Here is a 13,182-nt window from a genome sequence, read left to right on the forward strand (position 1 = left end):
TGAATTAGCTGACCTTGCGCATTCCCAAGACGCGGGCGCGCTTGCGGGGATCGCTATCGAACAGGCTCGCGAGTTGCTCGGTCATAGCGCCGGCCAGTTGATCGACATCGGTAATGGTCACGGCGCGATCGTAATAGCGGGTCACGTCATGGCCGATGCCTACGGCGATCAGCTCGACGGCTTTGCGACGCTCGACCATATCGATCACATCGCGCAGATGCTTTTCCAGATAGTTGGCGGGGTTCACCGACAAGGTGGAATCGTCCACCGGCGCACCGTCCGAAATCACCATCAGGATCTTGCGCGCCTCGGGGCGATGCATCATCCGGCGATAGGCCCATTCGAGAGCCTCACCGTCGATGTTCTCCTTCAGCAGTCCTTCCTTCATCATCAGGCCCAGATTTGGGCGGGCGCGGCGCCACGGGGCGTCGGCGCTCTTGTAGATGATGTGGCGCAGATCGTTGAGACGGCCCGGCTGGACCGGGCGCCCCTCGGCGAGCCATTTTTCGCGGCTCATGCCACCCTTCCAGGCCTTGGTGGTAAAGCCGAGAATCTCGACCTTGACCTGACAACGCTCCAGCGTGCGGGCGAGCACATCGGCGCAGATCGCGGCAATAGAGATCGGACGGCCGCGCATAGAGCCGGAATTGTCGAGCAGCAGGGTCACGCAGGTATCGCGGAACTCGGTGTCCTTCTCGATCTTGAAGGACAGAGGCGTCGTCGGGTTGGCGACAACGCGGGCCAGACGACCGGCATCCAATGTGCCTTCCTCAAGGTCGAATTCCCATGAGCGGTTCTGCTGGGCCTGCAAACGACGCTGCAGCTTGTTGGCAAGGCGGGACACCGCGCCCTTCAGCGGCTCGAGCTGCTGGTCGAGATAGGCGCGCAACCGCTCGAGCTCGGCAGGTTCGGCCAGATCCTCGGCCCCGATCTCTTCGTCGAATTCGGTCTTGTAGACCTGATAGTTCGGATCGGCGTCCGAAATCGGCTGCGGGGCAGGCGGCTCCAGTGGAGCCTCGCCCTCGGGCATCTCGGTTTCTTCGGCCTGCTCGGAATCGGCCTGATCGTCCATGCTGACCTGCGCCTGCGAAGGATCCTGCTGGTCTTCCTGAGTTTGCTCCGGGCTGGCTTCGGCATCCTCGCTGTCGGATTCGTCCTCGCCCTGGCTGTCCTGCTCTTCCTGATCCTCGCTGCCGTCCTCGGCCTCGTCCTCTTGGTCGTCGTCCTGCTGATCGGGATCGTCACCCAATTGGTCGCCGTAGCCCAGATCCTTGATGATCTCGCGGGCGAGCTTTGCAAAGGCTTTCTGGTCGGACAGCAATTCGTCGATGTTGCTCAAATGGTCGCCACAGTGATCCTCGATAAAGCCGCGCCACAGGTCCATCACGTTGCTGGCGCCCTCGGGCAAATCGCGCCCGGTGGCCAGATGGCGGATCAGGTAGCCGGCGGCCACCGACAAGGGTGCATCAGCGGCATCGCGGATCTGGTCATAGCCTTTGCGGCGGGCCTCAGCGCCGATCTTGGCGTCGATATTGCCCGCGGTGCCGGGCATGTGACGGGCACCGACCGCCTCGACCCGTGCCGTCTCCATTGCATCATAGAGATCACGGGCCATCTGGCCCTGAGGCATATACCGGGCCGACGTCTTGGCGTCGTGAAACTTGTGGCGCAAGGCAAAGGCGTCGGCCGTGCCACGTGCCAACAGAACCTCGTCGCGGGTCATGCGGCGGCTGATCTGCGGCAGACGGATCGTCTCGGCGGTCTGACCCGCCGGATCGACGCTATAGGTCACCGCCAGATCCGGATCGTCGGCCATGACCTTGGTGGCCTCTGCGAGGGCCTTCTTGAAGGGATCGGCGGGATTGTCTGTGGGCTTGCTCATACGCCAGATAAATCACCGGAACAGGGCGGGGGCAAGGGCGGCCTGCATCGGAAGCGCACCGCAAACAGCACGGTCCGTCCGGGGCTGGGCGGCGTGACCGCTCAGCTCAACAGAAGGGATGTGCAGCCGAGGCGCAGGCGCTCGGCAGCGCGTTGCGCCCACAGGGCATCTGCGGGGTCGTCGTTGAACGTCGCTCGGGTCAATAGTGCGGCGTGGGCCATCTTGGCCGAGATGCGCCAATGCAGGATCTGGCGGGCCTGATCCGGGGCCATGGTGGCCTCGATAAGGTCCAGCATGGCGGCGCGCTGCATCTGCGTTTGCTCGGAGCCTTCGCCATCAAACATCCATTGGTATTCCATGAACGCAGACAACCGGCCCGCACAATTCGCGAATGTGCGCAAAGGGTCTGTCGTTTGGGCCTCGGCCACTTCGACGGTCTGAGCCAAGCCCGCCAGACAGAACCCTGCAATGCAAAGAACCTGTCTCATGTTGCCCAGCATACGGGCGGAAAATGAACAAATCGCACATAAAATGAGCGACTTGTGAACAATTTCGGCCGGGATTGCGTTAATGCCACGGCGACCGAGGTGTTCCGCGCAAATCCGCACATTCAGTGCGCGATTACAGGCGATGCACATGGCCGCGCTTCGGCCCAGATATGGGACATCGAATTAAATCCAACCGGAGTTAGACATGTCCACCCAAACCCCCAAAATCGCCGTCATCATCAGTTCCACCCGCGCTGCCCGTTTCGCAGACAAGCCCGCCGCATGGCTGATGGCCCAAGCGGAAAAGCGCGATGACTTCACGGCCGAGCTCGTCGACCTGCGCGATTTCGATCTGCCGTTCTTTGACGAAATGGCATCGAACAAATACATGCCCAGCCAAGATCCCAAGGCATTGGCATGGCAGAAGAAGATCGCGGAATTCGACGGCTACGTCATCGTGACCGCCGAGTATAACCACTCGATCACCGGCGCTCTCAAGAATGCGCTCGACCAGGCCTATGTCGAATGGAATCGCAAGCCTGTCGGCGCGATCGGCTACGGCGGCGTTGGTGCAGCCCGTGCGATCGAGCATCTGCGCGGCATCGCAGTCGAGCTTGAGATGGTGCCAGTGCGGACAGCCGTGCACATCGGCGGCGCCGACTTCATCGCCGTGCACCCGATGGGCGCCAACGGCGAGATGGAGACCATCGAGGCGCACATCAGCGACGCGGCCACCACGATGTTCGACGAGATCGTTTGGTGGGCAAACGCCACCATGGCGGCACGCGCACCCGCAGCGTCCGAGGCAGCCTGATCCGAACGGCCGGGTGGGGGCCGATCCCCACCCATGCGCTCGAAACAAGAACGCCCGGTCTGCATGGCAGGCCGGGCGTTACTTTGCGTGGGTGTCTCGCCTGCGGCGCAGGGATTACTTCATCGCCATCGATGCGGCACTCTCGGGCAATTCCTCGTCGAAACAGCGCTGATAGAATTCGGCCACGGTCTGCCGCTCCAATTCGTCGCACTTGTTCAGGAACGACAGGCGGAACGCATAGCCGATGTTGCGGAAGATCTCGGCGTTCTGGGCCCAGTTGATGACCGTCCGGGGGCTCATGACGGTGGACAGGTCACCGTTCATGAAGGCGGTTCGGGTCAATTCGGCGACAGTGACCATCTGGCTGATGTGCTTGCGGCCTTTGTCGGTGTTGTAGTGCGGGCTCTTCGACAGAACGATCGCCGTCTCGGCATCATGGGACAGATAGTTCAACGTGGCGACCAAGGACCAGCGGTCCATCTGGGCCTGGTTGATCTGCTGGGTGCCGTGGTACAGGCCGGTCGTGTCACCAAGGCCGACAGTGTTGGCGGTGGCAAACAGACGGAAATAGGGGTTCGGGGTGATGATCTCGTTCTGATCCATCAGGGTCAGCTTGCCGTCATGCTCCAGCACACGCTGGATCACGAACATCACGTCGGCGCGGCCGGCGTCGTATTCGTCAAAAACGATGGCGACGGGATTGCGCAGGGCCCAGGGCAGGATGCCTTCGTGGAATTCAGTAACCTGCTTGCCATCGCGCAGCTTGATCGCATCCTTGCCGATCAGGTCGATCCGGCTGATGTGGCTGTCGAGGTTGACGCGCACGGTCGGCCAATTCAGGCGGGCGGCGACCTGCTCGATATGGGTGGATTTGCCAGTGCCGTGATAACCCTGCACCATGACCCGGCGGTTGTGGCTGAAACCTGCGAGAATTGCGAGGGTGGTATCGGGGTCGAACTTGTAGGTCGAATCCACCTCGGGAACGCGGTCGGATCCGGCGGCAAAGCCTTTGACCGTCATGTCGGTGTCAATGCCAAAAACCTCACGCACCGAAATGCTTTCGGTGGGTTTTTCCATCATCTGGCTGTTTCCGTCGGCCATGTCTTCGATCCTTTCCGCCCCAAGGGGCACCATGGATGGCTGCCCTCGTATCGCATTCTCTAGTGAAGCATATGGCGGACGGGTTCAAGGGCAAGGTCGGGGCCGCAAACGATCAGCGCACGGGTCTGCGCAATCGGAGCGAGGGGACGCTGGCAAGCGGTCCCGAGGCGCGAGATCGCGCGGTCTGCCAAGGTCCTCCGCATCGTCCTGCGCGCGCCCGTCGCAGGCAATCCGCGTCAACGGCCTCCTTCGTTCCGCAACGGGCAGGGATGCGGGCCACGGTCCCGCGATGTTGGGTCCGTTCCCCGTAAGAAGAGCATTTGCGGTTCTGCGAACACATAGACCATTGAAAACCCGGTCGGAATGGTGACCATAGGCGCATGGAGTCTGCATCGCCCAAGGGTCCTTCCGCGGCTGCGCGTGAAGTCGAGAATCTGATCCTGCAGGTGGCTCTGCGGGACCGGGCAGCCTTCAAGTCGCTTTATGACAGAACCTCTGCGAAACTATTTGGGGTCTGCCTGCGTGTGTTGACCGACACAGCAGAGGCAGAGGACGCCTTGCAGGAAATATTCGTCAAGGTCTGGGATCGGGCCGACCGGTATCAGGCCAATGGGCTCAGCCCGATGACGTGGCTGATCACCGTGGCGCGAAACCATGCCATCGACCGACTGCGTGCGCGCAAATCGGCCGCTGGTGGCGGGATGGACGAGGCGGTCGATATTGCCGACGGCGCTCCGGGGCCCGAAGCATTGGCCATCGCGTCTTCGGACCGGGGCCGGATCGTGGAGTGTATGGGCCAGCTAGAGCCCGACAAGGCCGACGCCGTGCGCCGTGCCTACCTCGAAGGGGAGAAATACGACGAACTGGCCGCACGCTATAGCGTGCCGCTGAACACTATTCGCACATGGCTGCGCCGCAGCCTGATCAAACTCAGAGAGTGCCTGTCGGCATGATGGATGAACCGGACATGGACGAGCAGGAGGCCCGGATCGCGGAATACGCGCTGGGACTGTTGTCACCGCAGGAGGCAAAGGCCTTCGAAGATGCCATGGCGGGCGACGCCGTGCTGCGGGCGTCCTATGCCATCTGGGTCGAAAACCTCGTCAGCCTCACCGACGACATTGCGCCCGTGGCACCTCCGGCCAGCGTCTGGTCACGAACCGAGGCGAAGCTCTTTGCCGCCGACCCTGGTCGCACCAAGCCGTCTCTCCTACGGCGCTGGGGGCTGGCGCCTGTGGGCTTTGTCGGCCTCGCGGCCGCCGTGGCCTTTGCGGTATTCATCAATATCCCGGTGCAGTCGCCCCCCTTCAACCCGGCCTATCACGCAGAGGTCGTCTCCGAAGACGGGACATTCGTCGTGCAAGCCGGCTTCGATCCGGCCACGGCGACGCTGCGGGTCATTCGCGAAGCTGCCGAGCCACGCCCCGACCGGGTGCTGGAACTTTGGGTGATCGCAGGAGACAATCCGCCTGTGTCTCTCGGCGTGCTGCCCGAGGATCAGACTGTCGATCTGCCTGTTCCGGTTGCCTTGCAGGGGGCCGTGCAGGGCGGCCTGCTGGCGATCTCCGACGAGCCACCGGGCGGATCGCCCACCGGGGCGCCGACCGGCGATGTGCTCGCCGTCGGGCCGCTCACTCTCCTGTGATCGAGAATTCGAACGTCCTCTGAAACTCATTCCTCCGCCGGTCCGTGTCTTCGTCGATCTGGGCAACACCGCTCTGGTTCGAAACGACGAAAGTCACATTGGAGGATACCATGACCATCAAGACCATTCTGAGCGCGACCGCGGCGATCTGTATCGGAACCGGCGCACTGGCCGATGCCCACGCAACAAACCCGATGGTGGGCGGAGCTGAAATGCTGCCCGAAATGAACATCGTGGAGAATGCGGTCAATTCGCCGATCCACACCACGCTCGTCGCCGCCGTTCAGGCCGCCGACCTCGTCGACACGTTGATGGGGCCGGGCCCGTTCACCGTCTTCGCTCCGACCGACGACGCATTCGGCATGATCTCCGAAGACTCGCTCAACGCGCTGCTTCAGCCGGAAGCCAAAGCGCAGCTGCAGACCGTGCTCACCTGCCACGTGGTCGGGGCCGAAGTCTTCTCCGACGCCATCGCCGGCATGATTGCAGACGACAACGGCATGCATCCCGTTCCGACCCTGGGCGGCTGCACCCTGATGGCGCAGATGGACGGCGACAACATCACGCTCACCGACGAAAACGGCCGGGTCGCCACGGTGACCATCGCCGATGTCGATCAGTCGAACGGTGTGATCCACGTCATCGACCGGGTCATGCTGCCCAAGCAATAAGGGCGCTGATCGAGCGGTGCGATCCCCTCCGGGATCGCCAGAGCCCTCCTTTTGGCGGTGTGGTCAAGGCGCCGTCAAAAGGTAAATGTGGCGGGGTCGCCCCCATTACGGCCCTGTCACATCATCGTGCGTCGCGTCCAATTCTCTTTCCTGGGCGCGGCGCACTTTGCTACCCCATAGGAAACCGGAAGGATAGCACGATGAACCGCAGAACCTTTACGCAACTGGGTCTTGCCGGCCTGCTGAGCAGCGCCGCCACCGGGCTTCGGGCTCAGAGCTTCGAAGTCACGCGGACAGATGCGGAATGGCGGGCAATGCTGACCGATCTGCAATACCGAGTGATGCGGCGCGAGGGAACCGAGCGGGCGGGCTCCAGCCCTCTGGACAAGAACTACGCCGCCGGCACCTATATCTGTCGGGGCTGCGCCCTGCCGCTCTACCCCTCGACCACGAAATACGACAGCGGCACCGGCTGGCCCAGCTTTTGGGACAGCCTGCCCGGCGCAATCGGAACCAAGCCGGACAATACTCTGCTGACGGCACGCACAGAAGTGCACTGCCGGCGATGTGGCAGCCATCTCGGGCATATCTTCGACGACGGCCCCGCACCGACGGGCAAGAGGCATTGCCTGAATGGTGTGAGCCTCATCTTCCAAGCGGCCTAGCCCCCCGAGAAACTAGGCATCTCCTGCGAATGGAAACACTTAGTTTCGCATTTTAGGGAATGCGTGGTGCGCTCCAGCCTGTAGGTTGTGGCAATTGTTGGTGTGTATTCGAATCAAGGAGATGCCAATGCGCATGGGTATTGCGCGCTGGCGGAGGCTGAGCCTCGGTGAGCGTCGGCTGGTTTTGGGGTGTTTGATCACCGCGATCCTTGGCGCCTTTCTGGCACTGATCGTCGTGCTTCGGCTCGATCCCGACGCTGTGTTTCAGCGGCCGCTCAGTCTGTATGAGCAGTGGATCTTGGTGGCTGGTGCATTCGGCGGCGGGGCGGGCGTCATTCTGGCGCGCGATCGGCTCGGGCGGGCCGGGATCATCAAGCCATTGGCCGGCCTTGTCATCATGACATTCGTCGCCGCGATCATCGGCGGCACCCTGGCGTTGCCGCTCTATGGAACGATGTTCGGTCCGTTCACGCTTGCCGTGATCTTCACGGCCTCGCCGATGATCGCCGCGCTCTGGTTCGCCAACGGGTTCGCGGTGCACCTCATGGTGCGCAGCTGGCACAGTGAGCGGGACAGCATCTTCGGGGCCGCCCCGCCAAAACCGATCCTCCAAAGCGCAAGCGATCAGATCACCCGGCTCATGCGGTTCGGCATCAATCCTTGAAGCTGCGGCTGCTCTTGATCTGATCCCACGCCCAGACCACTTCGGTGAGCTGTTCTTCCTGACTGCGGTCGCCACCGTTCATGTCAGGATGAAGAACCTTGATGAGCGCCTTGTAGGCTTTGCGGATTTCGGTCTTCGTCCAGTGATCCTTGGCCTCGAGGATCTCGATCGCGCGACGTTCGGTCGGCGGCAGCTTGCGGCCGCCCGAGATGCCTTTGCCGGGGTTGCGCGTGGCGTTCGCCCCCAACACCTGATGCGGGTCGTCGACGCCCAGGCGGGCCCATGCACGCTGCTCCTCGGAGCGTTTGCCGAACGGCTTCGTCTCGCGCTCCCAGACCCGGTCCTTGTCCTGCTGGTCGGTGAATTCCTGTTCGGTCGCACCGTCAAAGAAATTCCACTTCAGGTTGTATTCCCGAACGTGGTCTTTGCAGAACCAATAGTAGTCGTCCAGAATATCCGGGCTTTTCGGTGCGCGATACTTCCCGGCCTCTTCACAACCCGCATGGTCGCATTCACGGGTAGAGGTCTCGAAGGCCCCCGACATGCCACGGCGGCCCCGCGGATTCTTCTTCTTTGAGGAGGACACCGACATATCAAAACCAAAGGGGTCGTTCTTCGCCATGCGCTTTACCTTTCCGACTCGGACGCATGAGTTTAAGCCGGGCAGCGTCAGATAGAAGGGGGCAGAGCAAAAATAATGGGGCTTGAAAAAAAGATTCGCGGCGCGTTAGAGAGCGCGTTCACGACAAAGCACCTCGAAGTGATCAACGAGAGTCATCTACACGCTGGGCATGCAGGCGATGACGGCAGCGGCGAAAGCCATTGGCGGATCGTGATCGAAGCCGAAGAGCTCGGCGGCATGTCGCGACTTGCGCGACACCGGGCGGTGCACGCGGCTCTGGGGCCGCAGATCATCAACCAACTTCACGCGCTGGCTCTCGATATCCGGTGACGATTACTCGGCGGCAACCTGCGACCGGTCCGGCGCCTGCACCGGCGTCGGATTGGCCGTCGGCACCGGGTCGACGCCACGGGTAAGTGTCTCCGCCACGCGCGGATCGGGGCTTTGCAGTTGCGGCGCCGTCCCTGCGGGAGCATCGCGCACGATCACCGGGGCAGGGGCCGTCTGCGCTGGCATGTCCACAGGCACGGCCAGTGTCGGGGCGGGCGCCGGCGCTTCTGCCGGCACGGTCAGCGCCCGGCGAAAGACCAGCATGTTCTGAAATACGGTCACTCGACCGGTCAAACCCTGGCGTTCTTCGCAGGGCAGCGAATCGGTGCGCTGGTATTCCCAGCCGTCCGCGGCCGCGTCGTTCATCAAAGTGGTCAATGCGTTGGCAAACTGGGCCTCTGTGCCCTTGATGCCTTTGGCCTTGAGGCCGCGTTTCGGGGCCGGAACCACCTTGTATTCGAACTGTGCCATGTCAAAAACTCCCCAGATCACCGGGACGTTTTATCAACAACACCCTCCAACTCCAAGGATTCGCTTAACACTTCCAGAAACGACCAATTGAAGCGCGCGATCCATGTGATCCCAGTCACGCGCAACCTCTGTCTGGCCGATGGTGAAGCTGATCAAGGCGGCCATCTGGAAAACACTCTGCCTGACAGTAGCGCACCCGATGGTCGCCGCCTCTATGCCGTTTTGATCGGGTGCTGCGGTTGGCAGTGCCATCTTGGCGTTAACCATTTCGGTGGACCGGGTCGAACCCAATCCACCGAGAATGACACCGAAGGGATACCGACGGCAGACCGACGCTTTTTCCGACGTGCTTAGAGGCCCAGCTTCGCTGCCACGATTTGGTTAACGGCAGCCGGATTCGCCTTGCCGCCTGTCGCTTTCATCACCTGCCCGACAAACCATCCGGCCAGTTTCGGGTTGGCCTTGGCCTTCTCGACCTGAGCTGGATTGGCGGCGATCACCTCGTCGACAGCAGCCTCGATGGCGCCGGTGTCCGTGACCTGCTTCATCCCGCGTTTCTCAACGATTTCAACGGGATCTCCGCCTTCTGTATAGACGATCTCGAAAAGATCCTTGGCAATCTTGCCGCTGATGTCCCCGCTCGAAATCAGGCCCACGATGCCGCCCAGTTGCGCCGGGCTGACCGGGCTTTCGGTGATCGCGCAATCGTCCTTCTTCAGGCGTCCAAACAGCTCGTTGATGACCCAGTTGGCCGCGAGCTTGCCGTCGCGCCCTTGCGCAACCTCTTCAAAGTAAACGGCATTTTCGGCCTCGGCGGTCAAGACGCTGGCGTCATATTCGCTCAGACCAAAGTCCTTGACGAAGCGGGCTTTCTTTTCATCCGGCAACTCAGGAAGTCGGGCCGCAATATCGTCGACCCAGGCCTGATCGATCTCGAGTGGCAGCAGGTCAGGGCACGGGAAGTATCTGTAATCATGCGCTTCTTCCTTGCTGCGCATGGACCGGGTCTCGTTCTTGTCAGGGTCGTAGAGGCGGGTTTCCTGCACCACGGAACCGCCATCCTCGAGGATCGCGATCTGGCGCCGGGCCTCATGATCGATGGCCAGCTGTATGAACCGCATCGAGTTCATGTTCTTGATCTCGCAACGCGTACCGAGGTGGGAAAAGTCCTGAGTTTCCTGATACTTCTCGTAATCGCCGGGGCGACAGACCGAGACGTTCACGTCGGCCCGCAGGTTGCCGTTCTGCATGTTGCCGTCGCATGTTCCGAGATAGCGCAGGATTTGGCGGAGCTTCAGCACGTAGGCCGCAGCCTCTTCCGGGCCGCGGATGTCAGGGCGGCTGACGATTTCCATCAGCGCGACACCCGTCCGGTTGAGGTCCACGAACGACATGGCCGGATCCATATCGTGGATCGACTTGCCGGCGTCTTGCTCAAGGTGAATGCGCTCGATCCGGACCAGCCGGGCCACACCTGGTGCCATATCGACGATCACTTCGCCTTCACCCACGATGGGATGGTAGAGCTGGGAAATCTGATAGCCTTGCGGCAAGTCGGGATAGAAGTAGTTCTTGCGGTCGAATGCGCTGCGCAGATTGATCTCCGCCTTCAATCCAAGCCCGGTGCGCACTGCCTGCGCAATGCAACCCTCGTTGATGACAGGGAGCATGCCGGGCATGCCGGCATCCACGAAGGCCACGTTGGAGTTCGGCTCCGCACCAAACTTCGTCGATGCGCCGGAGAACAGCTTTGCCGCAGTCGCGACCTGGGCATGAACCTCAAGGCCAATCACCAATTCCCAATCGCCAGTCGCACCGGCGATGACTCTAGGGGCAGGGGACTCGTAGGTTAGGTCGAGCATGGCATGGTCCTTTGCGGCGAAGCGGTTGCGATGCACTGTCTAGGCGCAGTCGGGCGGCGCTTCAAGCAGGGGAACCGCTCTGAAATGCGCCGGCGCCGTCAGCAGGATCGCGCATCACCCCCGGCGGGAAATTGCCGAGGATGAAGTGTCGATCGTAAGAATCTGTTTTTGTGCAATTCTTTGCGCTTGCCCACGGGGGTGGTGATCGGGCATTGTCCGCGGCATGCTCGCGTCCAAGAGATTCCTTGGGGGGATACTCTCCGCCTTTCTTTGCCTGTCGCTGCCCGCCAGCGCACAGGTTGCAGCTGCTCCGACAGGTGCAGACGTATTCGAGGCGTTGCCAGCTCTGTCCGGGTTCAGACCAGTGCCGCGTCCCGACCACATACTGCGGTATCCCGTCGAGGTGCAAACCGGAGCGACTCTTCGCCCGAAAGCGCGGATGGCGTTCCTGCCTGCTGCCCAGTGGGATGACCGGCGCGAGGGCGCACTTTGGACACGTGCCGCGATGTCTGCGATCCGTGCGAATGCTCCGTCGCTCGCCACCGTCGTGCCTCGCGATATCGAAACCTGGTGTCCCGGATACGCGTCGAACCCACCGCATCTGCGTCAGGCGTTCTGGGTCGGCATGATGTCGGCCTTGGCATATTATGAAAGTACACACCGCCCGGATGCCGTCGGTGGCGGCAATCGATGGTTTGGACTGCTGCAGATCTATCCGCCCACCGCACGCGGCTATGCATGCCGGGCACGCACCGGCGCCGCGCTGACCGACGCGGAAGACAACCTGAGTTGTGCCGCGCGAATTCTGAATGTCACGGTCGCCCGCGATCGCGCCGTGGCGCTGCACGATGGGCGTTGGCGCGGGGTCGCGGCGGATTGGGGGCCGATGACGACAGCATCCAAGCGGAATGCGATGGCGGCGTGGACCCGAGAGCAAAGCTACTGTCAGGTTCAGTCGGCCGTCGCACGCGTCATCCGTCCCGTCGCTCGTCCTGCTGGGCATGCGTTGACGGCCACATTGAGCACCTCAAATCTGAGCCCGGAATCGTCTCGCTGAAGCGGGCGGACGTCAGGGTCTGGTGAGCGACAAGGGAGACCGTGTCGCCCGAACAAGGCTGACCGTAGGGGCGTCACGCCCGCCGAGAGCAAGCGTGGCCTTGCGCAACATCTCAATCCCTTGCTCGGAGGAGGCGGGCAGAGAAGCGGGCGAAATCGGCTCACCAACTGTTGCCAGATATGGCTGGCGCGACTTGTTCAAGGTCTCATGAAACAGGGTAATGTCCCGCAATGTCGGATGAATGAGGTCGAGGATATAAAACAGCGCCGAATTGCGGGCGCGCAGGTTGACCGGGATCACAGGCAACTCGAACTTACGCGCCAACATGGCAGCGGACGCCATCCACGGACGCTCGTAGAGCCGCAACCCGCGACGCTTTGCCAGCCGACCGGACGGGAAAATCACACCCATGCGGCCGTCCTCGACGGCCTTGCGCGTAAAGGCCATCGTCTCACGGGTCTTGCCGTGACTACGCTTGTCCTTGCGCCATTCGACCGGGGCGATCATGTCTTCCATCTGAGGGAGAATTCTCAGGATGTCGCGGTTCGCGTAAAAGAACAAATCCGGGCGCTCTTTAGCCAAGAGGTGCCAGAGGATGATGCCGTCTGCGATGCCCGTCGGATGGTTGCAGACGATCATTGCCGGGCCATGACGCGGGATGTTCGACAGCCCCGTGACCGATACATCACGGGCCAATAGCTCCGCCATCTTCCACATGATCTCGGACGTCGGCGCATCGCGAAATTGCTCGGCCAGCTCAACCGTCCGACCATAGGAAAGCGACCAGTTCAGAACGTTACGTGCCGGTTTCGCCCAGGGCTTTTCGGCAAATAGCCAAGGAGCGCGCTCCGAAATCAGGGGATCAATGCGTTCTTTCATTCCGGGCCACTACAATTTCTAAATCACGTAA

Annotated in this window: 15 protein-coding genes; 8 read left to right on the forward strand and 7 right to left on the reverse strand. The window is 61.8% G+C overall.

Annotation, left to right across the window (positions count from 1 at the left end):
• Positions 1–4 precede the first annotated feature (4 nt).
• Entirely contained in the window at positions 5–1,882 is a 1,878-nt protein-coding gene (gene cobT, locus LOM8899_RS09260; protein ID WP_093991940.1) for a cobaltochelatase subunit CobT, read from the reverse strand.
• A 101-nt stretch (positions 1,883–1,983) separates the two neighbouring features.
• A complete protein-coding gene (locus LOM8899_RS09265; RefSeq protein ID WP_133065001.1) occupies positions 1,984–2,370 on the reverse strand; it encodes a hypothetical protein in 387 nt (128 codons plus the stop codon).
• Positions 2,371–2,575: 205 nt separating this feature from the next.
• On the opposite strand from LOM8899_RS09265, the gene LOM8899_RS09270 reads away from it, so the two are divergent.
• Positions 2,576–3,184 (forward strand): NADPH-dependent FMN reductase, encoded by a 609-nt coding sequence (locus tag LOM8899_RS09270; RefSeq protein ID WP_093991942.1) that lies wholly within the window; start codon positions 2,576–2,578, stop codon positions 3,182–3,184.
• Positions 3,185–3,298: 114 nt separating this feature from the next.
• On the opposite strand, the gene cobS is transcribed toward LOM8899_RS09270, so the two are convergent.
• Positions 3,299–4,285, reverse strand: a complete 987-nt coding sequence (gene cobS, locus LOM8899_RS09275) for a cobaltochelatase subunit CobS (RefSeq protein WP_093992264.1) — start codon at positions 4,283–4,285, stop codon at positions 3,299–3,301.
• Between the two features lie 380 nt (positions 4,286–4,665).
• On the opposite strand from cobS, the gene LOM8899_RS09280 reads away from it, so the two are divergent.
• The 5 genes from LOM8899_RS09280 to LOM8899_RS09300 all read left to right on the forward strand — a co-directional run bounded on the left by LOM8899_RS09280 (position 4,666) and on the right by LOM8899_RS09300 (position 7,930).
• Positions 4,666–5,238 (forward strand): sigma-70 family RNA polymerase sigma factor, encoded by a 573-nt coding sequence (locus LOM8899_RS09280; RefSeq protein ID WP_093991943.1) that lies wholly within the window; start codon positions 4,666–4,668, stop codon positions 5,236–5,238.
• On the forward strand, positions 5,235–5,930 hold the full coding sequence (locus LOM8899_RS09285; protein WP_168770511.1) for an anti-sigma factor: 696 nt from the start codon (positions 5,235–5,237) through the stop codon (positions 5,928–5,930). Before LOM8899_RS09280 ends, LOM8899_RS09285 begins: the two co-directional genes overlap by 4 nt.
• 110 nt (positions 5,931–6,040) lie before the next feature.
• Complete coding sequence (locus LOM8899_RS09290) at positions 6,041–6,601, forward strand: fasciclin domain-containing protein (protein WP_093992266.1); 561 nt, start codon at positions 6,041–6,043, stop codon at positions 6,599–6,601.
• Positions 6,602–6,801: 200 nt separating this feature from the next.
• A complete protein-coding gene (gene msrB / locus LOM8899_RS09295) occupies positions 6,802–7,266 on the forward strand; it encodes a peptide-methionine (R)-S-oxide reductase MsrB (protein ID WP_093991944.1) in 465 nt (154 codons plus the stop codon).
• Between the two features lie 127 nt (positions 7,267–7,393).
• The gene (locus LOM8899_RS09300) at positions 7,394–7,930 is read left to right on the forward strand and encodes a hypothetical protein (protein WP_093991945.1); all 537 of its coding nucleotides are present in this window, start codon (positions 7,394–7,396) and stop codon (positions 7,928–7,930) included.
• Here LOM8899_RS09300 and LOM8899_RS09305 read toward each other — a convergent pair.
• Complete coding sequence (locus tag LOM8899_RS09305; RefSeq protein WP_093991946.1) at positions 7,920–8,552, reverse strand: J domain-containing protein; 633 nt, start codon at positions 8,550–8,552, stop codon at positions 7,920–7,922. The two genes, LOM8899_RS09300 and LOM8899_RS09305, sit on opposite strands and share 11 nt — an antisense overlap.
• A 75-nt stretch (positions 8,553–8,627) precedes the next feature.
• Here LOM8899_RS09305 and LOM8899_RS09310 point away from each other — a divergent pair, with 75 nt between their 5' ends.
• Positions 8,628–8,882, forward strand: a complete 255-nt coding sequence (locus LOM8899_RS09310; protein WP_093991947.1) for a BolA family protein — start codon at positions 8,628–8,630, stop codon at positions 8,880–8,882.
• A 3-nt stretch (positions 8,883–8,885) separates the two neighbouring features.
• Here LOM8899_RS09310 and LOM8899_RS23065 read toward each other — a convergent pair whose 3' ends face one another.
• Positions 8,886–9,353, reverse strand: a complete 468-nt coding sequence (locus LOM8899_RS23065) for a DUF4177 domain-containing protein (RefSeq protein ID WP_110521979.1) — start codon at positions 9,351–9,353, stop codon at positions 8,886–8,888.
• A gap of 350 nt (positions 9,354–9,703) precedes the next feature.
• Positions 9,704–11,215: an Asp-tRNA(Asn)/Glu-tRNA(Gln) amidotransferase subunit GatB gene (gene gatB, locus LOM8899_RS09325; RefSeq protein WP_093992267.1), complete on the reverse strand. Its 1,512-nt coding sequence runs from the start codon at positions 11,213–11,215 to the stop codon at positions 9,704–9,706.
• 223 nt (positions 11,216–11,438) lie between these two features.
• On the opposite strand from gatB, the gene LOM8899_RS09330 reads away from it, so the two are divergent.
• A complete protein-coding gene (locus LOM8899_RS09330) occupies positions 11,439–12,272 on the forward strand; it encodes a transglycosylase SLT domain-containing protein (RefSeq protein WP_093991949.1) in 834 nt (277 codons plus the stop codon).
• Between the two features lie 12 nt (positions 12,273–12,284).
• Here the strand turns inward: LOM8899_RS09330 and LOM8899_RS09335 are convergent, their stop codons facing one another.
• Positions 12,285–13,151, reverse strand: a complete 867-nt coding sequence (locus tag LOM8899_RS09335; protein WP_093991950.1) for a lysophospholipid acyltransferase family protein — start codon at positions 13,149–13,151, stop codon at positions 12,285–12,287.
• Between the last annotated feature and the right edge of the window lie 31 nt (positions 13,152–13,182).

The organism is Flavimaricola marinus (genome assembly GCF_900184895.1).
GTDB lineage: Bacteria > Pseudomonadota > Alphaproteobacteria > Rhodobacterales > Rhodobacteraceae > Flavimaricola > Flavimaricola marinus.

What these genes read in the sequence shown, in the direction of transcription:
- cobT (WP_093991940.1), bottom strand. Translation starts at nt 1,882, where the DNA reads ATGAGCAAGCCCACAGACAATCCCGCCGATCCCTTCAAGAAGGCCCTC.
- LOM8899_RS09265 (WP_133065001.1), bottom strand. Translation starts at nt 2,370, where the DNA reads ATGAGACAGGTTCTTTGCATTGCAGGGTTCTGTCTGGCGGGCTTGGCT.
- LOM8899_RS09270 (WP_093991942.1), top strand. Translation starts at nt 2,576, where the DNA reads ATGTCCACCCAAACCCCCAAAATCGCCGTCATCATCAGTTCCACCCGC.
- cobS (WP_093992264.1), bottom strand. Translation starts at nt 4,285, where the DNA reads ATGGCCGACGGAAACAGCCAGATGATGGAAAAACCCACCGAAAGCATT.
- LOM8899_RS09280 (WP_093991943.1), top strand. Translation starts at nt 4,666, where the DNA reads ATGGAGTCTGCATCGCCCAAGGGTCCTTCCGCGGCTGCGCGTGAAGTC.
- LOM8899_RS09285 (WP_168770511.1), top strand. Translation starts at nt 5,235, where the DNA reads ATGATGGATGAACCGGACATGGACGAGCAGGAGGCCCGGATCGCGGAA.
- LOM8899_RS09290 (WP_093992266.1), top strand. Translation starts at nt 6,041, where the DNA reads ATGACCATCAAGACCATTCTGAGCGCGACCGCGGCGATCTGTATCGGA.
- msrB (WP_093991944.1), top strand. Translation starts at nt 6,802, where the DNA reads ATGAACCGCAGAACCTTTACGCAACTGGGTCTTGCCGGCCTGCTGAGC.
- LOM8899_RS09300 (WP_093991945.1), top strand. Translation starts at nt 7,394, where the DNA reads ATGCGCATGGGTATTGCGCGCTGGCGGAGGCTGAGCCTCGGTGAGCGT.
- LOM8899_RS09305 (WP_093991946.1), bottom strand. Translation starts at nt 8,552, where the DNA reads ATGGCGAAGAACGACCCCTTTGGTTTTGATATGTCGGTGTCCTCCTCA.
- LOM8899_RS09310 (WP_093991947.1), top strand. Translation starts at nt 8,628, where the DNA reads ATGGGGCTTGAAAAAAAGATTCGCGGCGCGTTAGAGAGCGCGTTCACG.
- LOM8899_RS23065 (WP_110521979.1), bottom strand. Translation starts at nt 9,353, where the DNA reads ATGGCACAGTTCGAATACAAGGTGGTTCCGGCCCCGAAACGCGGCCTC.
- gatB (WP_093992267.1), bottom strand. Translation starts at nt 11,215, where the DNA reads ATGCTCGACCTAACCTACGAGTCCCCTGCCCCTAGAGTCATCGCCGGT.
- LOM8899_RS09330 (WP_093991949.1), top strand. Translation starts at nt 11,439, where the DNA reads ATGCTCGCGTCCAAGAGATTCCTTGGGGGGATACTCTCCGCCTTTCTT.
- LOM8899_RS09335 (WP_093991950.1), bottom strand. Translation starts at nt 13,151, where the DNA reads ATGAAAGAACGCATTGATCCCCTGATTTCGGAGCGCGCTCCTTGGCTA.